23 protein-coding genes are annotated in these 20,634 nt (G+C 54.8%); 10 read left to right on the top strand and 13 right to left on the bottom strand.

Going from position 1 to position 20,634, the window contains the following annotated elements:
• Positions 1–79: 79 nt before the first annotated feature.
• The 3 genes from M495_RS10765 to M495_RS10775 all read right to left on the bottom strand — a co-directional run bounded on the left by M495_RS10765 (position 80) and on the right by M495_RS10775 (position 3,232).
• Complete coding sequence (locus M495_RS10765) at positions 80–700, bottom strand: TetR/AcrR family transcriptional regulator (protein ID WP_020826678.1); 621 nt, start codon at positions 698–700, stop codon at positions 80–82.
• 103 nt (positions 701–803) lie between these two features.
• Positions 804–2,441 carry a phosphoethanolamine transferase EptA gene (eptA, locus tag M495_RS10770; protein WP_020826679.1) on the bottom strand — a complete coding sequence of 546 codons (1,638 nt, stop codon included), beginning with the start codon at positions 2,439–2,441 and terminating at the stop codon, positions 804–806.
• A 149-nt stretch (positions 2,442–2,590) separates the two neighbouring features.
• Positions 2,591–3,232 (bottom strand): NAD(P)-dependent oxidoreductase, encoded by a 642-nt coding sequence (locus M495_RS10775; protein ID WP_020826680.1) that lies wholly within the window; start codon positions 3,230–3,232, stop codon positions 2,591–2,593.
• A 141-nt stretch (positions 3,233–3,373) separates the two neighbouring features.
• Here M495_RS10775 and M495_RS10780 point away from each other — a divergent pair, with 141 nt between their 5' ends.
• The 3 genes from M495_RS10780 to M495_RS10790 all read left to right on the top strand — a co-directional run bounded on the left by M495_RS10780 (position 3,374) and on the right by M495_RS10790 (position 5,560).
• Complete coding sequence (locus M495_RS10780; RefSeq protein WP_041414527.1) at positions 3,374–4,303, top strand: LysR substrate-binding domain-containing protein; 930 nt, start codon at positions 3,374–3,376, stop codon at positions 4,301–4,303.
• A gap of 21 nt (positions 4,304–4,324) precedes the next feature.
• On the top strand, positions 4,325–4,564 hold the full coding sequence (locus M495_RS24965; RefSeq protein WP_046373691.1) for a DUF1289 domain-containing protein: 240 nt from the start codon (positions 4,325–4,327) through the stop codon (positions 4,562–4,564).
• A gap of 99 nt (positions 4,565–4,663) precedes the next feature.
• On the top strand, positions 4,664–5,560 hold the full coding sequence (locus M495_RS10790) for an aldo/keto reductase (RefSeq protein WP_020826683.1): 897 nt from the start codon (positions 4,664–4,666) through the stop codon (positions 5,558–5,560).
• Between the two features lie 58 nt (positions 5,561–5,618).
• Here the strand turns inward: M495_RS10790 and M495_RS10795 are convergent, their stop codons facing one another.
• Positions 5,619–7,466, bottom strand: coding sequence for a polyurethane esterase (locus tag M495_RS10795; protein ID WP_020826684.1), 1,848 nt, complete (start codon positions 7,464–7,466; stop codon positions 5,619–5,621).
• 240 nt (positions 7,467–7,706) lie between these two features.
• Between M495_RS10795 and sodC the strand changes: the two genes are divergently transcribed.
• Entirely contained in the window at positions 7,707–8,231 is a 525-nt protein-coding gene (gene sodC / locus M495_RS10800) for a superoxide dismutase family protein (protein WP_020826685.1), read from the top strand.
• Positions 8,232–8,237: 6 nt separating this feature from the next.
• Here the strand turns inward: sodC and M495_RS10805 are convergent, their stop codons facing one another.
• The 3 genes from M495_RS10805 to M495_RS24970 are packed head-to-tail and all read right to left on the bottom strand — an operon-like array spanning position 8,238 to position 11,378.
• Positions 8,238–10,271: an FUSC family protein gene (locus M495_RS10805; protein ID WP_020826686.1), complete on the bottom strand. Its 2,034-nt coding sequence runs from the start codon at positions 10,269–10,271 to the stop codon at positions 8,238–8,240.
• A gap of 9 nt (positions 10,272–10,280) precedes the next feature.
• A complete protein-coding gene (locus tag M495_RS10810; RefSeq protein WP_041414529.1) occupies positions 10,281–11,138 on the bottom strand; it encodes an efflux RND transporter periplasmic adaptor subunit in 858 nt (285 codons plus the stop codon).
• 3 nt (positions 11,139–11,141) lie between these two features.
• A complete protein-coding gene (locus M495_RS24970) occupies positions 11,142–11,378 on the bottom strand; it encodes a DUF1656 domain-containing protein (RefSeq protein WP_104410897.1) in 237 nt (78 codons plus the stop codon).
• A 180-nt stretch (positions 11,379–11,558) separates the two neighbouring features.
• On the opposite strand from M495_RS24970, the gene slyA reads away from it, so the two are divergent.
• Entirely contained in the window at positions 11,559–11,993 is a 435-nt protein-coding gene (gene slyA / locus M495_RS10815; protein WP_012144945.1) for a transcriptional regulator SlyA, read from the top strand.
• A gap of 85 nt (positions 11,994–12,078) precedes the next feature.
• On the opposite strand, the gene M495_RS10820 is transcribed toward slyA, so the two are convergent.
• Positions 12,079–12,543 (bottom strand): outer membrane lipoprotein, encoded by a 465-nt coding sequence (locus tag M495_RS10820; protein WP_041415361.1) that lies wholly within the window; start codon positions 12,541–12,543, stop codon positions 12,079–12,081.
• A gap of 369 nt (positions 12,544–12,912) precedes the next feature.
• On the opposite strand from M495_RS10820, the gene anmK reads away from it, so the two are divergent.
• The 5 genes from anmK to pdxY all read left to right on the top strand — a co-directional run bounded on the left by anmK (position 12,913) and on the right by pdxY (position 17,463).
• Positions 12,913–14,034 carry an anhydro-N-acetylmuramic acid kinase gene (gene anmK / locus M495_RS10825; RefSeq protein ID WP_020826691.1) on the top strand — a complete coding sequence of 374 codons (1,122 nt, stop codon included), beginning with the start codon at positions 12,913–12,915 and terminating at the stop codon, positions 14,032–14,034.
• A gap of 45 nt (positions 14,035–14,079) precedes the next feature.
• Complete coding sequence (locus M495_RS10830) at positions 14,080–14,382, top strand: MliC family protein (RefSeq protein WP_020826692.1); 303 nt, start codon at positions 14,080–14,082, stop codon at positions 14,380–14,382.
• 87 nt (positions 14,383–14,469) lie between these two features.
• On the top strand, positions 14,470–15,123 hold the full coding sequence (gene pdxH, locus M495_RS10835; protein ID WP_020826693.1) for a pyridoxamine 5'-phosphate oxidase: 654 nt from the start codon (positions 14,470–14,472) through the stop codon (positions 15,121–15,123).
• A 139-nt stretch (positions 15,124–15,262) separates the two neighbouring features.
• A complete protein-coding gene (gene tyrS, locus M495_RS10840) occupies positions 15,263–16,537 on the top strand; it encodes a tyrosine--tRNA ligase (RefSeq protein WP_020826694.1) in 1,275 nt (424 codons plus the stop codon).
• Between the two features lie 65 nt (positions 16,538–16,602).
• Entirely contained in the window at positions 16,603–17,463 is an 861-nt protein-coding gene (gene pdxY, locus M495_RS10845; protein WP_020826695.1) for a pyridoxal kinase PdxY, read from the top strand.
• Positions 17,464–17,511: 48 nt separating this feature from the next.
• On the opposite strand, the gene gstA is transcribed toward pdxY, so the two are convergent.
• The 5 genes from gstA to M495_RS10870 form a co-directional block, all read right to left on the bottom strand.
• Positions 17,512–18,117, bottom strand: coding sequence for a glutathione transferase GstA (gene gstA / locus M495_RS10850; RefSeq protein ID WP_020826696.1), 606 nt, complete (start codon positions 18,115–18,117; stop codon positions 17,512–17,514).
• Positions 18,118–18,209: 92 nt separating this feature from the next.
• Positions 18,210–19,094 (bottom strand): 4-hydroxy-tetrahydrodipicolinate synthase, encoded by an 885-nt coding sequence (gene dapA / locus M495_RS10855; RefSeq protein ID WP_020826697.1) that lies wholly within the window; start codon positions 19,092–19,094, stop codon positions 18,210–18,212.
• Between the two features lie 106 nt (positions 19,095–19,200).
• Positions 19,201–19,386, bottom strand: a complete 186-nt coding sequence (locus M495_RS10860; RefSeq protein WP_020826698.1) for a hypothetical protein — start codon at positions 19,384–19,386, stop codon at positions 19,201–19,203.
• A gap of 73 nt (positions 19,387–19,459) precedes the next feature.
• Positions 19,460–19,726 carry a DUF3811 domain-containing protein gene (locus M495_RS10865; protein WP_020826699.1) on the bottom strand — a complete coding sequence of 89 codons (267 nt, stop codon included), beginning with the start codon at positions 19,724–19,726 and terminating at the stop codon, positions 19,460–19,462.
• 103 nt (positions 19,727–19,829) lie between these two features.
• Positions 19,830–20,495, bottom strand: a complete 666-nt coding sequence (locus M495_RS10870) for an HD domain-containing protein (RefSeq protein WP_020826700.1) — start codon at positions 20,493–20,495, stop codon at positions 19,830–19,832.
• Positions 20,496–20,634: the final 139 nt, after the last annotated feature.

Here is a 20,634-nt window from a genome sequence, read left to right on the forward strand (position 1 = left end):
TATATTAATAGACCGGTCGACTAGTAATGTAATAAAACTGCCCCACAGGGCAAGTTTCGATAAAACCAGGGTGTTTCGTTTAAGGTTGCGGCGGACGCAACAGCAATTCAATACTTTCCAGCGCGCTGGTCAACGGCGCGACCGAGCGGCGGATTTTGGCACGCAGCGAAGCGCCAAGCCACAGTGAATACAGCGTTTCTGCCGTTGCTGCCGGGCTCATGGCAATCGACAAGGCGCCTTCGCGGATACCGCGTTCAATCGCGTCCTGCAGGTGAGCAATCACCCGGGCGGTTCCCGTTTCCAATGCATGACGCATCGGTTCTGACAGATCACTCACCTCGGCGGAAAGCTTCACCGCCAGACAGGCATTGTGGCATTCGCTGCGGCAGTGATAGCTGATTGCCTGGGCGTAATAGCTCAGCAACTGGTGGCGCGCATCGCTTTTATCGTCGGCAAACAGCTGTTTCATTTGCCCATCATAATGCTCGAAATAACGTTGCAGCATCGCTTCACCAAAGGCTTCTTTCGAACGGAAGTAGTGGTAGAACGAGCCTTTCGGCACCCCGGCCGTATTCAGCAGTTCACTCAGCCCCATGCCGGTAAAACCAAGGCGCAGGCTTAGCGTCTCGCCGGTAGCGAGCAAATGTTCACGGGTGTCTGTCGGGCAATGCGCATGTTTAGTCATAATGGCTGTCAGCATAATAGACCAATCGGTCTAGGTCAATAGCAATAAAAAAACCGGCGTAAGAACGCCGGTTGCGATGAGCGGTATTTTGCCCGAGCGGAATGAAGATGTTAAGCGGTTATGAACCGCTGCGGCAGCGTTGCAGAATATCCAACTGCGATTGATACTCGCGAGTTTGCACGTTCATCATACCGAGCAGGGTATGGAACAGGTTGTCTTGCGAGACTTCGTCCTTTTCCGCCATATTGTTCAGACACTGGCGATCGATCTTGAAGTTGCGCTCATAGTCCGCAGACATCCACATCAGGAAGGGAACGTGGGTCTGCTGGCTTGGTGCGAAGACATAGGGCGTACCGTGCAGATACATACCGTTTTCACCCAATGATTCACCGTGGTCGGAAAGGTACACCAGCGCCGTATTGAATTTCCCGCTGTACTGCTGCAGCAGTTTGATGGTGTCGTCCAGCATGGCATCAGTATAAAGCAGCGAATTGTCATAGGTATTGACCAACTGCTCGTGGGTGCAATCCTGGATCTGATTGCTGTCGCAGGTCGGCAAGAACTTCTGGAACTCTGGCGTACTGCGGCGGTAATAGGCCGGCCCGTGGCTGCCCATCTGATGCAGTACGATCACACCGTCGTCTTTCAGGCTGTTGATGTAGTCGTTCAGCTTGTACAGCAATACCTTATCCATGCACACATCGCCGTCACAATCCTGCGGCAGTTTCAACTTGGTCATGTCTACGTGCGGTACGCGATCGCATGCACCTTTGCAGCCGCCGTCATTTTCACGCCACAGCACGTTAACACCGGCATGAGCCAGTACGTCTAGTACACCTTCCTGATGCGTAGCCAGAGTCGCATCGTAATCCTTGCGCGGCATGTTGGAGAACATGCAGGGGACGGATATGGCGGTTTCAGTGCCACACGAGCTGGCGTTTTTAAAATAGGTCACATTGTCTTGTTTCAGGCGCGGGTTGGTTTCGCGGCCGTAGCCCCCGAGCGAGAAATTCTCGGCGCGCGCCGTTTCGCCCACCACCAGGATCACCAGGGTTTTCTTTTGCTGTGAGGCTATCAGCGGCCCTTTGCGAGCATCTTCACCAATTTTCACCAGCGGCAGGTTACGGGTGAAGTAGCGTTGCTGGGTAAACTTGATGGTGCCGGCGACGAAGTTGGAGGGCGTCAGCATTTTCACTACGCTTTTGTTATTGCGGATCAGCGAAGCGTAGTCCTTATAAAACAGCGCGGCGATAATCAGGATCACCACCACGGAAAGCATCACGTTGGCGGCTCGCAGCCCGGCCATGTACCACCAGGGGCGAGTTTTTCGGATATCGGTAAAGCAGACCGCCACCGCCGGAAGAATACCGAGCAACACCAGCCACAGCCCCATGCGGGGTGTCAGCAGGGCCGTGGCCTCCTGCGGGTTGGTCTCGAAGGCGTTCTGCATCATATTGCCGTCGATGACCACGCCATAGCTGAACATAAAGTAGTTGGCGGCCGCGCTGCCGAGCAGGAAGAAAATCATCAGCGGTTTACGCAGGAAGGGCACGGTCAGCACGCTGAAGATGATATTCAACGCGCAAAAAATCACTACCGGCATGGTGGCGGCGAAAATAACGCTGTGGACGTTATCGAAGCTGATATACGACCAGGCCTTATGAAGGAATAACGCATTCTGGAACAGAGTGAAGAACAAGGCGCTGGCGAGGATAAAACCCAGGCTGTTGCACTGTAAGCGTTGACGTAACCACATTGCCAAATCTAAGTCCTGCTATTAAGTAATGCGCTGAAATTTACAGGATGAAACTTAAGAAAACCTTAGAGATTCAGAATGGTGGCGAAGTCGTTTAGTTTTGGTTTAGAAAAAAGGTCGCCAGACCGGGGGACGGTCTGGCGATGCGATCAGTAAGCGGCGGTAAATTGCGCTTTGATAAACTGCGGTTTTTCAATTTCGTCGATGATGGCGACCGACAGATCTTCCACCGAGATACCGGCTGGCGCCTGGCCATTCATCAACAGTTTGGTGGTGCCAAGGCGGAACTGGCCGGTGCGCTTGCCAGGTTCCAACAGGGCAGCTGGCGACAAATAGGTCCAGTCGAGCGAAGTCTCGTTACGCAGTTTGTTGCGTAAATCGCGTACCGCTTGTGCGCCTGGACGGATATTTTCCGGGAATTCCGGCGTGTCCACCAATTCAACGCCCGGCGCGACTTCCAGACTGCCGGCACCGCCCACCACCAGCAGGCGTTTAACGCCGGCTTTTTTAACCGCGTCCAGGATCTGCTGTGCGCCGCGGCTGGTTTTTTCGTAAAGGTTGTCTTCCGCCCAGCCTGGGTTATAGGCGCTGATCACCGCATCCTGACCGGCCAGCTGTTTCGCCAGCCATTCGGTGTCGGCGACGTCGCCCAGCGCTATGCTCAGGTTGGCGTTTTCCGGCAGGTCTTTTTGCTGACGGGCAATCGCCGTGACTTGCAGTCCACGTGCCAGAGCTTCATCCAGCACGCGGCGGCCTACAAAACCTGTTGCTCCAATAATGGCTACTTTCATCTTTATGCTCCTGTCAGTAAAGGGGTCAGTATTAACTTTCTGCTCAGATTGACCCGAGCGGGTATAGATAATGTAGTACTTAACAATGATGTTGATTAGTGCCATATTCATGCTTTCTTGATTAAGTAAAACTTCATAATCATGGATAAACTGAATCGAATGGCGGTATTCGCCACCGTGGTGGCCGAAGGATCGCTAGCCGGAGCCGCCCGGCGACTGGGAATGACGCCGTCAGCGGTCAGCCAGCACCTGCGCTCACTGGAAAAAACGCTTGGCGTGCCCTTGTTACACCGTTCTACACGCCGCCTGGCGCTCACCGAAGCGGGGGCGGCGTTCTATCCCGGTTGTGAGGCGATGTTGTTTCAGGCGCAGCAGGCCGAACAGCGTCTGGCGGAACTGCGCGATACCCTGGTGGGAGAATTGCGCATCGCGACGACCATCGGTATCGGTGGTCGCCCGTTAGCGGAGGCGATGGCGCCATTGTTGCAGGCGCATCCCAAGCTGACGCTGAAGGTGCTGGCTGACGACCGGATTGTCGATATGATTGATCAACGTATCGATATTGCGCTGCGGGTTAATCGTCAATTGGCGGACGCCAATATGATTGCCCACCCGCTGGCCGAATGGCCGATGGTGCTGTGTGCCGCTCCTCGCTATCTCAGCCAGCATGGCGTGCCGGAGACGCCACAAGACCTGGTGCAACACCGATGGATCACCGGGGCTTTCAGCGGTGCGCATCTCGATTTGCATCACCAGAGCGGCCAACAGCTTAAATTGCGTCTGGCGGAAGGGCAGATTGTCAGCGACAGCATGACCGTCATGCGCGCCTTCACCCGCAATGGTTTGGGGATCTCGATTCAACCCCTGTATGAAATAGAAGATGAGCTGCAACGCGGTGAGTTAATCCAACTGATGCCTGAATGGCGGCCGACACCGTTACGGCTGCATGCGATGACGCTCGAGCGGGCGATGCCGGAGAAAAATCGCCAGGCGCTGCGTTACTTGCGCGACTATTTTCGCCGCCACACCGAAAAGTCACTTGCCAGCGGCGCCGATGGCGTCTTCAATTAGCAAGAGATAACAGGAGGACGCGTGCCGCAGCAGCTTGAGTTTTTTGACATCCCCAGCCCGTGCCGAGGTATCTGCCAGGCCGATGACCGAGGCTTTTGCCGTGGCTGCCTGCGCAGCCGCGAAGAACGCTTTGGCTGGATGCAAATGAGCGATGCGCAAAAAAGGGATGTGCTGCGCCTGTGTCACCAACGCTTCCTGCGCCTTCAGCGAGCCAATAAACAGCCCGATGAGCCGCAACCCGAACAGCCGTCGCTATTTTGACCGGTACCCGATCCGCCGCACGTTAGCGCGGCTTTCCCCTTTCCACGTCGTTACCCGCTTGTGTATGCTGGCATCAAACACTGTCATGAGGTTTCAATAATGGAAAACCGTATTCAACTCGCGCCGCAGGGGCCTGAATTTTCCCGCATGATTTGCGGATACTGGCGTTTGATGGAGTGGGGCATGTCGCCGCAACAGCTGTTGGCGTTCATTGAACAGCATATCGAGCTGGGCGTGACCACTGCCGATCACGCGGATATTTACGGCGGTTATGCCTGCGAACAGGCTTTTGGCGAAGCGATGCGGCTGAAGCCGTCATTGCGCCAGTCGATGGAGTTGGTGTCCAAATGCGGTATCGCCACTACAGCCAAACCGGGCAACGCCATCGGCCATTACATCACCGACCGCGAGCATATCGTTTATAGCGCGGAACGTTCGTTGGCGCATCTGCATACCGACTATCTTGACCTGTTGCTGATCCACCGTCCGGATCCGCTGATGGATGCCGATGAGGTCGCCGAGGCCTTTGTGTCTCTGCACCAAAGTGGCAAAGTGCGTCACTTCGGCGTTTCCAACTTCACACCGGCGCAATTTACGTTGCTGCAATCGCGGCTGCCATTCTCGCTGGTGACCAATCAACTGGAGATTTCACCGATTCATCAGCCGAGTATCCTGGATGGATCGCTGGATCAGTGCCAGCAATTACGCATCAAGCCGATGGCCTGGTCTTGTCTGGGGGGCGGCCGCCTGTTCAGCGACGCCGAGTTCCAGCCGCTGCGTGATGAGTTGCAGGCGGTGGCGCAGGAAATAGGGGCCGAGACTATCGAGCAGGTGGTGTACGCCTGGGTGATGCGTCTGCCGTCGGCACCGTTGCCGATTATCGGCTCAGGCAAGATTGAACGCGTGCGTTCTGCATTGAAGGCGCAGCAATTGACGCTGGATCGTCAACAGTGGTTCCGCATCCGCAAAGCGGCGCTGGGTTACGACGTACCTTAAGCGGCACAATAAAACGGGCAGCCTCGGCCGCCCGTTTTTAACGTTAATGTCCCGGTGTTCAGGCCAGTACCACCTGGCCGTCCGACAGGCTATCGAACCCGACCCCGACTAAAGTGACCGTATTGCCGCCAAAATTAAACACCAGATTGTCGTTCACCTCGGAAGCAAAATCACGGAAATTACCGCCCGTACTGCTGCCGTCGGTACCGATAAATACCAGCTTGTCTCGGGCCTGATAGCCGTAAATCAGATCCTGACCGAAGTCGCCGCTGAACAGGAAGGTATTGTTGCCGCCCTGGCTGTGCATAACGTCGTTACCCGCGCCTCCGACGAACACGTCATTGCCTTTGCCGCCAAACAGCTGGTCATTTCCCTCCAGACCGAATAGCCAGGAGCCGGAATCCTTGGCGGTCAGAACGTCATCGGTCGCGGTACCGTTCGCCGAACTGGCGTAGGCGGTCAACCCCTTGGTGGAAAGTAATCCGTTGTCGGTCACCTGATGATCAACCTCTTTGGTGAAAATCAGCAGTGACGACTCTTTGCTTTTCAGCGTGCCAATCGAGTTAGCCAGAGTGATGCCACCGTCAGCATCGCGCAAATAGAGCGTATTGCCGTCGTACGCGACATCGGTATTTTTCAATGCATGTTGCAAATCCAGGGTGTTATGGCCTTCACCGCCGGAAATAATATTAAAACCCCCATCGTCACGGAAGGTGTCATTGCCGGCGCGGCCCTCGAGATAATCATTTCCCGCGCCGCCCTTGATAAGGTCATTGCCGTCACTGCCGACAATAAAGGTTGGGCCGCTGTGTTGCTCGGCGTTACGGTTGAGGTCTTCCACCCAGGTATTGCCGCGGGTAACGTCAGAAAGATTGGAGACAATCACCGTCGAATCTTTGCTGGTCAGCGAGTAGAACTCTGAATTCAATACGCGCATCAATCCGTCCTGATAAAAGAACGGCAGGTGAGATAACCAGGTTGGCACATTGAGGATAGAGAAGGGCAGAATATTCCAGGCGGTGGAGGCATAGTGGTCGTTGAAATTAACGATGTTATTGGTAGCGGACTCTTGTGGTGCGTCATGCACGCCCAGCGTTGCCGAAGTGCGCGTCGTGCCATCCAACGCGCGGAATACCGGATCGTTTTCGTAGCCGATATTAATGACTTTATCGCCGGTTTCGTATTGGGTAGGAGAAGCGAAGGCGATATAGTTGGACTGCGCATAGAAGCCACCCCAATTGCCGTCGCTGAGCGCCGCCATGCTGTTTACCGCCAAGCCGCCGAGGCTGTGACCACTGATGGTAATGTCATCCCCACTCAGCCCGTGAGACTGGGCGAACTTGGCCACATCCCCCAGCAGGGTGCCGAAGGCTTTCAGGCTGTAATTATCGGCATAACCACTGGGGCCGAAACCGGCCAGCAGGTCATTGACCAGATCGCCGATGGTATCGGTGATTAACGATTCACGCGGGCCGCTGGTGCCGCGAAAAGCAATGCCGATGCCGGTGAGATTACCCTCGCTGTCGTATTTTCCCAGTACTTCGGCCTGTGCAGTGGTATAGCCCAGAGTTTCACCGTAATAGGTGCCACGAGCGTCCGTTTTGCCCTGATAGCCTAATTGATCTGCGCTAATCAATGACCAGCCGGCGTTATTTACCGCCGCCAGCGCCGCCTTTTCCGAGTCAGGGTTCCAGGGAATACCGGGTAATCCCCCCTGTGATTGAGTACTGCCTATCAACGCGGTGACCAGGGTTAAGGGCAGGCCCAGCCCGAAGCCGGTATTATGATAGCCTTCATCAAAACCATTATCGATATTGTGATAGGCGTAGGTAGAAATTGCCATGGCATCGGTAAATAACGCTTTGGACTTCGCCTCATCGAGGCCTTGATAATTAAAGATTCCCATATCAGTTCCTTATGAATTAGCTGCGTTGCCGGGTTAATCTTTGAATAGCTATTGCAGCGAGTCGCAATGAAATGAGTATGCCGCACGGCGTCTGGTCGGAGGACCGACATCGGTAGAATTATTATTAGTAGTAATTATTAAGAATGCGAATTTGATCGCCAAAATTGTGCGTGTTTTGTGCGGTGACGCGGCAGCTTCCCCTATACTGAACACTCACAGAGACTTCAAGGAGATTGATTGATGAAACACTATTGGTATGCGGCCTTTGGTTTGATGGCCTGCGGCGTTGCTCAGGCGGCGACGGTGGATGTTGACATGAATCTGGTGACCGGACAGGGAATTGGTCAGGATATTGGCAAGGTGACGATCAGCGAAACGCCTTATGGTTTGTTGTTTACGCCACAGCTCAAAGCCTTGCCGGCCGGCGTGCACGGTTTTCACGTTCATGAGAAGGGCAGTTGCGAACCGGGAATGAAGGACGGCAAGGCCGTCGCGGCGTTGGCGGCCGGCGGACATCTTGATCCACAAAAAACCGGTAAGCACCTTGGGCCATACGCCGACGGTCATTTGGGGGACTTGCCGGCCATTTACGTGACCGACGACGGCATGGCCAGCTACCCGGTGCTGGCGCCTCGGCTGAAAAAAATCAGCGAAATCAGCGGCAAGGCACTGATGGTGCACGCTGGTGGTGATAATCACTCCGATCATCCCAAACCGCTGGGTGGCGGAGGCGAACGCTTCGCCTGCGGCGTGATTAAGTCATAACAACGGTTAGCGGGCGGTGGATGTCGTCGCTGCGCTATCAACAGGGACAATCGCCTGCTGTAGCTGCTGCAACGAACAATAAAGCCGCCAAATTAAGCCTGCCAGATCGCGCGCCGCCTGTTCCGGGTGGTGCGCCAGCGCAGTACTCATGCGCTGCAGTTCTTGCAAGCTGGCGTCCAGCGAACTGTGCTGCACGCCTTTCTCCGTCATGATTCCCCGCAGGCAATGAATACAGACGTCGCGAACCGCCGAGAGCGGATCGGAACGGGTTTGCCAGTCACGCAGTTGCCAGACGATATGGCTGCAGTTGAGCAGCACCACGCCCCAGCGCAATAACCAACTGCGCGCTTCTTGATCCTGACTTTGATTCAGTTGGCTGATGCGATGATAGATTCGCGATTCAAACTGGCTCTCGCTTTGCTGCGGTTTTTTGCTTAACTGATCGATAAAGTCCCGCCGCAGGGCGCGGATAATGCGCCGACTTTTGCGTTTGTCCGAGCTGGGTCGCAATATTTGGAAGGCTAAACCGGCCAGCAATACCCCGACAATCTTCCCGATGCTGTCATTGATAAACGACTGATAGTCGTAGCTTGGTGGATTGGTGACGGAAAGAAAAGAACCCATGAATACGATCAGTTGGCCCCAGAGTGCGGCGTAGGAGGGGTGCTGCAGCTTGATCATCTGCATCGTTACCAGCACCGGGAACAGAAAGGCACAGAACAGCCAAAAATCATCAATCTGAATCATCAGGCCAAATTTCACCACAAAGCAGGCAATCGACAGCAGCAGCACCGCCTTTAGCAGGGTGGTGATGCTGTTGATGGGGGACGGCGTGGAAGAGTAGAGCACGCAACTGATGGCAATCAGCGTCAGGGCCGAGCTGCCTGCGTCCCATTGGGTGTTAATCCAGTAAGCGCAACCGATGACAATGCACAAAAAGGTGCGCAGGCCGTTATACGCCGCTTCGTAGCTGTCGGTGTGACGAGCCAAAGAGGTGACACGCGGTGGCTGAATATCGCTGACCGGCGTGGCGCTCTCCAGACGCTGCAACCAGCGGCTGGCGCCCAGATACAGCCAGCAGAAATGGCGCAGACGCAGCCAGAAGGCGCGATGACGATAGTCGGCGGGATCTTGCGGTGCAATCTGTTGCAGTATGCGGGCCAAACGGTACTTGTCAGTCTCGGGGTTACGCAGCTCGGTCAGCAGTTGCTCCAGCACGCTGGCCAGGTTGGCCGGGCGATCCGGCCAGTTCAGCAGCATGCGGCGCAGGCTGGAGATCACGCTGGTAATACGTAACTGCTGGTGCAGCATATAGTTGAGCAGATTATTCTGTCGGCGTAGCCGGTAGTGGCTCCAGAAAGCCTGAATACGCAGCAAGTTCATGGTCAGGATTTGGCCGATAACCCCTTCGTGCGAGGTACGCATCTGCACGGTGATTTCCGGCTGCCACAGCATCGCGGCATGTTCCAATAATCGCAGATGCATGCGCCGCAACGAGGTTAACAAGGCTTCGCCGTCAGAGGTGCTGGGCAGGATCATCATCATCAGACCGCCGCACAGAATACCGGTGATAACCTCACAAACGCGCGCTTGGGCAATATCAAAGATCTGCTGAGTGTCCGTCACGTTGACGGTGCTGAAGGCGATGATGGCAGCGGTGTAGCCCGCCAGCGCGAAGGCGTAGGAAACGTTGTTCTGATAGTGGTTTGAAATGTAAGTGCACAGGCCGATCCAGGCGGCGATAAACAGCGTGAACAGCCAGGGGTCATTCAGGCAATGGCCGGCGATGGCCACCGATGCCGCAGCGCCGACCAGGCTGCCGAAAACCCGGCCGATGCTTTTACTGATCACACCGCCGACGGTGGGGAAGCTGACTACCGCGGCCGATGTGAGCGCCCAGTAAGGTTCGTCAAGATTGAGAACAAAAGCGACCCACAGTGACAGGCACATCGCCAGTGAATTGCGCAGTGCATAACGCCATTGTCCGCCGGTGGCTTTTCCCCAAGGGGTACGGTTCCATTCCAAAAAAGGCAGGTTCACACGTTAGCCTTACTGATGAATCGAGATGGTGCAGGTGGTGCCGGCTACCAGGGGCAAATCAGTCGGGACATTCAGCAATTTTATCCGGACTGGCACACGCTGAGCCAAGCGCACCCAAGGTACATTGGGTTTAACATCCATTAATAAATCTGCGCTGCTTTCGACGCTTTGATCGTAAATGGCGCGGCCAATACTCTCCACCTGCCCCTGGAGCGGAATGTTGCCATTATATAAAACGATGTCGGCTTTATTGCCCTCTTTTATATGTTTTAACTTGGTTTCTTCAAAATAACCGAGCACATAAAACGAGTGCATGTCGACCAGCGCAACCAGAGGAGAACCGGCGCTGGCGTAGTTACCCACGCGGGTTTGTAAATTGGTGATATAGCCATCGGTAGGGGCATAAATTTTAGTTTTACTTAAATTCCATTTTGCCTGTTCCAGATTAGCCTGTGCGGCTTTATACGCGGCTTTCATTGCCTGCGCCGCTAAATTTGACTCATCCATATCTTCCGCTGAAATAACATTTTTCGGCAGGCCGCGGCGGCGAGCCGCCTCATGATCGGCCTTAGCCAAATCAGACTGCGCTTTTGCCAGCGCGGCCTCAGCATTGTCCAGCGCAATCTGGTAAGGCACGGGGTCGATCGTAAAAATCAGACTTCCCGCAGGTATGAACTGATTGTCATGAACGGTTATTTTCTCTAATCTTCCAGAAACTTCTGGTGTGATATTGACGAGTTCGGCGCGCACCTTTCCATCGCGGGTCCAGGGGGATTGCATATAGTAATTCCATAACCACCAACCGGCACAGATGGCAATGGCACAGACGATTACCGTAGAAAAATATTTTAATGTTTTATACGTCATGAGTTACCAACTCGCTAAAAGCCACAGGGAGCCGCTGACGGCGATGACGAAAATAGACAAATCCATCAGCATAGGGTGCCAAATTTCGCCGGAATAAATCCAGTCTCGCAACAGGTGGTGTACCAGTAGCCATAAAATCAGGCCTAGCAAAACAGCCTTAAATAGGGGCGGAAAATAAAGCGAGGCGCCCAGCACCAAATCGGGTAGCGGGGACGAGGCATGAAGCCATGAAGTATTCACATTAACAATCCCAGTGAGTGAATATGTTGAGCGGTTGCATAGAGAATAAACAATAACTGATCAAAATGGTGGCTATTTCCACAATATACATTATATACATTTGTGTTTTTAATGTGAGTTACTCAAAATAGTCTAAGCTCTGGGAGGGTATGTTAGCATGCTAATTATAAGGAGGGGTAAGTGGAGTCAACATTAGGTTCAGATTTAGCACGATTAGTTCGTGTATGGCGCGCGCTCATCGATCATCGGCTCAAGCCGCTGGCGCTCACGCAAACGCATTGGGTTACTTTGCACAGTATCAATCGTTTGCCGCCGGAGCAGTCACAGATCCAGCTGGCTAAAGCGATCGGCATTGAGCAACCGTCATTGGTTCGTACTCTGGACCAACTGGAAGAGAAGGGGTTGATTACTCGCCACACCTGCGCCAACGATCGGCGTGCAAAGCGTATCAAACTGACTGAAGCGGCCGATCCCATCATCCGGGAAGTGGACAGCGTCATCAGCTCTACGCGGGGCGAGATTCTGAGCGGCATTACTACTGATGAAGTACAACTGTTGGTTGGTTTAATTGGCAAGCTTGAGCAAAACATCACTGAACTACAAAATAAACAATAAGAATTTCTTTTTATTCGATTAGATTTCACAGCATCGGAAATGAAACCGGAGGCCTAAAGCCTCCGGTTTTACCCATCTGTATCGCTTACAGCGGAGATACGGTAATGGTGTCGCCAGTACGAGCCATACGAACACGCTGGCCTGGGCTGAACTTGGTCGCGCCCGCCTTCTGAACCACCACGATGTTCTCTTTCTGGTCAGTTTTGATTTCCAGCTCGTAGCCTGAGGTACGGCCTGCGGCTTCGCCGATGCTGTTACCCGCTACGCCACCGGCGACTGCGCCGGCTGCGGTTGCCAGGCTGCGACCGGTACCGCCGCCAACGGTGTTACCGAGGAAGCCACCCAATACGGCACCACCGATTGCGCCAATGGTATTCGACGTTTCACCACCCTGGATCTTGACTGGGCGCACCGAAACCAGCGTGCCATAAGTCACGGTTTGAACCTGTTTGGCCTGCGAAGCGGAATAAACGTCGCCGGACATGGATTCATTGGCGCACCCTGCCAGCGTAACTGCGGCGATAGCAACGACGAGAAGACGCTTGATCATATAAAACTCCTGTTGGTAGTAGTCCATAACCTGGGGAACCTTTCCAGGCCAGATTCAATGAAAATGATAGACAAAGTATGGCTCAAACGCACGCACATCACCATGACCCGCTACTGCATGCAGCTTAACGTTGCGCTGTTCAACCAATAATAAACGGTGGTTTAGCTTTATAACAGCGCCGCAGGAAATTCCGTTGCGCGTTGAGCCATCGTTTAGCGCTGGTTATCAACCGGGGAAGTGAGCAGAAAAACAGGCGCATTGCTCACAGAGGTGAAAAAAGACAACAGAATTCATGGCGTTAATGTTTCAATTCTGGTTTATTTGTTGGGTCAAAAATTTGCTTCCCCGCGCAGGGTAAAGGATGTTGCTATGAAGTCAGGCCGCTATATAGGTGTTATGTCCGGCACCAGTCTGGATGGCATCGACGTGGTGCTTGCCGCGATAGACGGACGAATGGTGGCGCAGCAGGCCAGTTACAGCCATCCGATGCCGATTCAGCTCAAGCAGGATATTCTCGGTATGTGCCAGGGGCAACAGACCACGCTTGCTGCAGTGGGGCGACTGGATGCGCAGCTCGGCACCTTGTTTGGTGAGGCGGTGCTTGGCCTGCTAAAGCAAACCGGCGTGTCGGCTCAGGACATCACCGCCATCGGTTGCCATGGTCAGACGGTATGGCACGAGCCAGAAGGCGACGCCCGTTTTTCTATGCAATTGGGCGATAACAATCGCATTGCAGCGCTGACCAACATCACCACCGTGGGGGATTTCCGTCGGCGCGATATGGCCTATGGGGGCCAGGGCGCGCCACTTGTGCCGGCCTTCCATCAGGCGTTGTTGGCGCATCCGGTGGAACGCCGCATGGTGCTGAACATCGGCGGCATTGCCAATCTTTCGATGTTGTTGCCGGGGGCGCCGGTGCGAGGTTTCGATACCGGGCCGGGCAATATGCTGATGGACGCTTGGGTATGGCGCCATCGCTCGCAGCCTTACGATAAAGACGGCGCCTGGGCGATGGAAGGCCGTGTCTGCCTGCCTCTGTTGCAGCAGATGCTGGCCGATCCTTACTTTGCGCTGCCGGCACCGAAAAGTACCGGCCGTGAGTATTTCAATGCGGCCTGGCTGGAACGTCAGCTTACGGGACTGCCGGCGGTCAAGCCGGTTGACGTACAAACTACGTTGACGGAACTGACGGCGATCACTATCTGCGAGCAGGTCCAGTTGGCTGGCGGGTGCGAACGCCTATTGGTCTGCGGTGGTGGGGCGCGTAACCCATTGCTGATGGCGCGGATGTCGGCGCTACTGCCCGGCACCGAAGTGTGCCTGACTGACGATTTCGGCATCAGCGGCGATGATATGGAAGCGCTGGCCTTCGCCTGGCTGGCGTTTCGTACCTTGTCTGGCCAGCCCGGCAATCTGCCTTCGGTTACCGGTGCCAGCCGTGAAACCCTGCTGGGTGGGATTTATCCGGTTTTGCCTTTAGGGGGCCGTTAGCTCTGTTAGGATAGAAATCGACAGATTTCCCTAAGGAGCAACAGCATGAAAAAAATCATTATTGCCGCCGGTGTACTGGCGTTGGCCGGTTGCAGCTACGTTCTGCCGCAAAGCAGCCAGACTCTGCATTATCAGTGTGGCACCACGCCACTGACGGTGGCGCTGGACGGCAAGGAGAGCACCGTCAGCATGTTGATGGATGGCGAGCAACTGACGCTGAAGCAGGTGCTGGCCATGACCGGGGCAAAATACAGCGACGGTAAATACACCTTCTGGTCCAAAGGCCAAAACGCCTACCTTGAGCGTAATGGCAAAGTGATCATGAGCGACTGCACGCTGGCGAATTGATCCGGCGGTTGCGGCGTCAGATCGATTGAGATCCTGACGCCGCTGGCGCAGAATAGAATCACGATTTTTCAGTTGGTTGATAACCCAATGATTGAAAATAATGAATTTGATGTTGCGGACCTGCGCCGTGAATACACCCGGGGTGGCCTGCGTCGCAACGATCTGACCGCCAATCCGCTGGAGCTGTTCGAAAAGTGGCTTAAACAGGCCTGCGACGCTCGTTTGGCCGATCCGACAGCCATGTGTGTGGCAACCGTGGATGAAAATGGTCAACCCTATCAGCGTATTGTTTTGCTTAAGCATGTGGATGAAAAAGGGTTGGTGTTCTACACCAACCTGGGCAGCCGCAAAGCACAGCAATTGGCGAATAACCCGCATATCAGCCTGCTGTTCCCGTGGCACATGCTTGACCGCCAGGTGATTTTCCTCGGTAAGGCGGAACGGCTTTCCACTTTAGAAGTAATGAAGTACTTCGCCAGTCGCCCGAAAGACAGCCAGATCGGCGCTTGGGTGTCGCAGCAGTCATCGCGCATTTCCGCGCGCGGGGTGCTAGAAAGCAAATTCCTCGAGCTGAAGCAAAAATTCCAACAGGGTGAAGTCCCGCTGCCGAGTTTCTGGGGCGGATTCCGGGTCAAGTTCGACTCCGTCGAGTTCTGGCAGGGCGGTGCCAACCGCCTGCACGACCGTTTCCTGTACCAACGGGACGGGAATGACTGGAAAATTGACCGACTGGCGCCCTGAAGACCGAAAATCCCCCTTAAGCGCTGGCACTGATGTCGCCGGCGCTTTATTCTATGCGGTATTCTGAATTTTATATTTCGCCAGTGGGCGAAAGGTCGTGTACCGACAAAGGTGCATTCGTTTATACATGGAGTCATTGATGGCAAGCAGCAACTTGATTAAACAACTGCAAGAGCGGGGCCTCGTTGCCCAGGTTACGGATGAGGAAGCGTTAGCAGAGCGACTGGCGCAAGGGCCAATTGCACTGTATTGCGGTTTCGATCCGACCGCTGACAGCTTGCATTTGGGCCATCTGGTTCCTCTGTTGTGCCTGAAGCGTTTCCAGCTTGCCGGCCACAAACCGGTCGCGCTGGTGGGGGGCGCCACGGGGCTTATCGGCGATCCGAGCTTCAAAGCGGCTGAACGTAAGCTGAACACCACCGATACCGTGAACGAGTGGGTAGAAAAAATCCGCAAACAGGTTTCTCCGTTCCTGGATTTCGACTGTGGCAACAACAGCGCGGTAGCAGCCAACAACTACGACTGGTTCGGCGGCATGAACGTGCTGACCTTCCTGCGTGATATCGGCAAACACTTCTCCGTCAACCAGATGATCAACAAGGAAGCGGTGAAGCAGCGTTTGAACCGTGACGATTCCGGTATCTCGTTCACCGAGTTCTCCTACAATCTGCTGCAGGGCTTCGACTTCGCCGAGCTCTACAACCGTCACCAGGTTGAGCTGCAGATCGGCGGCTCCGACCAGTGGGGCAACATCACCTCAGGTATCGATCTGACCCGCCGCATGCATCAGCAGCAGGTGTTCGGCCTGACCGTGCCTTTGATCACCAAAGCCGACGGCACCAAATTCGGCAAGACCGAAGGTGGCGCAGTCTGGTTGGCACCTGAAAAAACCAGCCCGTACAAGTTCTACCAATTCTGGATCAACACCGCCGACGCCGACGTGTACCGCTTCCTGAAGTTCTTCACCTTTATGGATCTGGCCGAAATCAACGCGCTGGAAGAAGAAGACAAGAACAGCGGCAAGGCACCGCGTGCCCAGTATGTGTTGGCAGAAGAAGTGACCGGCATGGTGCATGGTGCGGAAGGCTTGGCTGCGGCCAAACGTATCACCCAGAGCCTGTTCTCCGGTGCACTGCACGACATGACTGAAGCTGACTTCGCTCAGTTGGCGCAGGACGGTATGCCGACCATCAAGCTCGATGGCGACGCCGATCTGCAACAGGCGCTGGTGAATGCCGAGCTGGTACCTTCACGCGGCCAGGCTCGCACCATGATTGGCTCCAATGCAGTGACCATCAACGGTGAGAAGCAGTCTAACGCCGAATACACCTTCAGCGACGCCGATCGCCTGTTCGGTCGTTATACGCTGCTGCGTCGCGGCAAAAAACATTACTGCCTGGTAGATTGGCAGTAAACGAAATTGCAGCAAAGGGGCCCTCAGCGGCCCCTTTATTTTTAAGGCATCAGAGCAAATTTTTGATGAAAAACATTCTTTCTATTCAGTCTCATGTGGTGTTTGGCCACGCGGGCAACAGTGCGGCAGAATTTCCGATGCGCCGCATGGGCGTTAACGTCTGGTCGTTGAACACCGTCCAGTTCTCCAATCACACCCAGTATGGCAAGTGGACCGGTTGCGTGATGCCGGCCAGCCACCTGACGGAAATTGCCCAGGGTATTGCGGATATCGATCAACTCAAGCATTGCGATGCCGTGCTGAGCGGTTATATCGGTTCGCCGGAGCAGGGTAGCCATATTCTTGAGATCGTGCGTCAGGTCAAACAGGCCAATCCGCACGCCTGGTATTTTTGCGATCCGGTCATGGGTCACCCTGAAAAAGGCTGCATCGTGGCACCGGGTGTGGCGGAGTTTCATTGTCAGCAGGCATTGCCGTGCAGCGACATGATTGCGCCAAACCTGCTGGAGCTGGAGTTGTTGAGTCAGCGCACCGTCGCGAATGTTGATCAAGCGGTAAGCGCTGCGCGTGAGCTAATTGCCAAGGGGCCGAAAGTGGTGCTGGTCAAGCACCTGAGCCGCGCCGGTTACCATCCGGACTGTTTCGAAATGCTGTTGGTTACGGCGGATGAAGCCTGGCACATCAGTCGTCCGCTGGTGGATTTTGGCAGCCGCCAACCGGTAGGCGTGGGCGATCTGACCAGCGGCCTGTTGCTGGTTAATCTGCTTAAGGGTAAGGCGCTTGATAAGGCGCTGGAGCACGTGACGGCGGCGGTTTATGAAGTGATGCTGACAACTCAGGCAATGGGACAGTACGAACTACAGGTGGTGGCGGCTCAGGATCGTATCGTGCAGCCAGACTGTGATTTTAAAGCGGTAAAGCTGTAATTAAGCTGACGCTGTGCCCCGGCGGATTATCGCGCCGGGGCCAGGAAATTATTTCAATCCTTCCGCGTTCAAGGTGGCATCTACTGCCGGCCGTGCGGCCACGCGATCAAAATAGGCCGATAGGTTGGCGTGCTTTTTGAGATCAAACTGCATGGCGATAGCCCAGCGCAGAACGGTAAACAAATAGGCATCTGCCACGCTAAACCGGTTCCCCAGCAAGAAATGCTGCTTCGCCAGCACCGAATCCAGATAGCTGAACTGCTTCTCCAGTTTTTCCCGCGTGAAGGCTTTGTATTCTTCAGGCGTTTTCGGGTTAAACAGCGGGCTGAAACCCTTGTGCAGTTCGGTGGCAATATAGTTAAGCCACTCAATCGCATGGTAGCGCGATAGCGTGCCCGCTGCGGGGATCAGAGCGCGATCCGGCACGCGATCGGCCAGGTATTGCACAATCGCGACGCCTTCGGTCAGCAGACTGCCGTCATCTAACAGCAGCGCAGGCACTTGTCCTTTCGGGTTGATGGTCAGATAGTCGGCACCGCTTTCCGTTTTCTTCAGCGCCAGATCGACCTTTTCCGCCGTGAAATCCAGGCCCGCCTCACGAAGTACAATGTGTGGAGACAGAGAACAGGCACCGGCTTTATAGAACAGTTTCATCGAAAGCTCCTTGATAATGATGAGTGACAGGCATGCTTAACTTCTGATCCTAGCTCTATAACGCCAAAATTACAGCGGGTTAAACGACAAATTTAACTTATCAACGCGGCTTCGGGCTGCAACTGCGCCAGGGTGACGGCAATTTGATATTGCAATGCCTGCGGCGCGATTTGCATGGGCGAACGCAGCTCGTTACGGATCAGACCCTGCTGCGCCAATGCAGCTTTGACCGGGGCTGGGTTCGGGAAGCTGAACATTTGCTGGATCATCGGCAGCAGGCCATAGAAGTTAGCGCGGGCGGCAACCAAATCGCCGTCGGCGACCTGCTGCACCAATTGCACAAAACGCTGCGGCTGAATATGCGCGGAAGCAGAAATCGCCCCGGTGCCGCCCAGGCACAGCGTCGTCAGGATCAGGTTATCTTCCCCGGTCAGTACGTCGATTTCACCGTCGTTAATCAGCGCCATGGTGGTGTCCGGATTACCGCCGCAGTCCTTGATGGCTTTCACCTGCGGATGGCGTGCAATCTGGCGCAGGGTTGTCAGCTCCATCACCACGCCGGTGCGTTGCGGAATGTTGTACAGGATCACCGGCACGCTTGAGGCGTCGGCCAACTGGGTGAAATAGTCCACCAGACCGCATTGCGACGGGCGAATGTAGTAGGGCGCGGGGATCAGCACGCCGGCGACGTCGCGCAGCTGGATCGCCTGTTGCATTTGCAATGTGTCGATCAGGTTATTGCCGGCCAGCCCCATCACCACCTGATGGGCAGGCGTCACGGCCAACACGGCATCGAGCACCGCCAGCTGTTCTTCCTTGCTTAACGCGGCAGCCTCACCGGTGGTACCGCAAACCACCAACCCATCAACGCCAGAGGCGATCAGGTGTTGGGCCAGCCGTTGGGTGGCGGGCAGGTCAACGGCGTTGTGATTAAATGGGGTCACCAGCGCAACCCAGATACCGGAAAATGAGGCCATAGTAATTTCCTTCAATGCGAACAATAAGAAGCCAGATGAGATAACAAGAGGGGAAACGAGTCGTACACCGCCCAGTCAGCTCATCTGACGGGACAGTGCGCCCCGATCAAATGAGCGTCTGTTTCTTCGAGTAAACTGCCACCAAACCTTCAAGCGGCAATGCCGATATTTGCGCAGCGTCATTGTGGTTGAGGTGAGTCATGGCGGTCTCTTGAAAAGGGGTAATGCGATGATAATGAATATTCTGCATGATGCTGTCAATTTGCAACAGGTTGATAACACGGTTATTCATGATGAAACCGCGCTGATGAGTTTGGCTAATAAGCCGGGAAAAGGAAAACCCCGCCTTGGCGGGGCGAAATTGATTAGCGGGGACGGCGTGCGCCGTTGATCGAAGCCGACCAACTGAACGTTTCCCCGGTGGGTTGAACGCGATTGGCTTTGCGTTCGGCCCGAGTGGCTTTTTCAATTTTCTCGCGGGCGGCAGTGATGCGGGCCACCACCTCATCCTTGATCTTGTTATTCTCGCCATTGGTCAAGGCGCGCCCGAGGCTTTTACGTGCCTTGTCCAACTCGGTTTTTACTTCACGTTGCTCGCTTTCCGTCATGTCTTTCAGCGTCAGTTTTTTCATTTTTGCAGCCTGGTCAGTGAAGTTGGCATCCAGTGTACAGCAATTAGCGGTGTGAAGATGCTGCTGCCGTAACGGAAATGCCAGTTTGCAGGGCGCTGGCGCGTTACATCTCTTCCAGCAGTTCGCTGAGGAAACGCCGCATGCGTTCGGTACGTTCCAGCGCCATTTTCTTGCCGGTGGCGGTTTGGAAACCTTCCTGCAGTTTGAATAACTTGGTTTCGAAGTGATCCAGGGAAAAACGCTTGTCGTCATACTGGCGCTGTTCCGCCAGCGGATCGGCGGCATCGTACAGCGCGCTGCGCATGCGTCCACCAATATAGAAACACCGCGCTACGCCAATCATGCCGATAGCGTCCAGACGGTCTGCGTCCTGAATGATTTTTGCCTCCAGGCTCTCCGGGGTAATGGCTGCGGAGAAGCTATGGGCCTCGATGGCATGGGCGGTTTCGGCAATGTCCTGCGGCTCCCAGCCCAGGTGTTTGAGCATCAGGGCGCCTTTCTCGGCCGCCATGCGCGAAGCCAGATGGCGCTGTGGCGAGTTTTTTTCCACTGCCACACAGTCATGCAACAGCACGGCCGCACACAGGATGCGACGGTTGCCACCTTCTTGTTGACTGATTTTGCGGGTGTTTTTCCACACGCGATGCAGATGTGCCACGTCATGAGAGCCATCATCGGAATCGAGCGTCAGCGGCAACAACGCCTGAGCCAGTTCCTGATGGGGGGCGAAAGGCTGTAGTAAGGCTTGCGTCAGTGGTGAAGAATGCACGTGTTTTGTTCCTTGTGGGCGGAAAACCTCAATCATAACCCCCTTTGATGCGGCGGTGATGACAGCGCAATGTTCTAATTGTTTACTACAATGCAACAGACTATTGCCGCAATCGCGGTTTTTATACCGGAATAAGCAA

The organism is Serratia liquefaciens ATCC 27592, from assembly GCF_000422085.1.
Taxonomy (GTDB): domain Bacteria; phylum Pseudomonadota; class Gammaproteobacteria; order Enterobacterales; family Enterobacteriaceae; genus Serratia; species Serratia liquefaciens.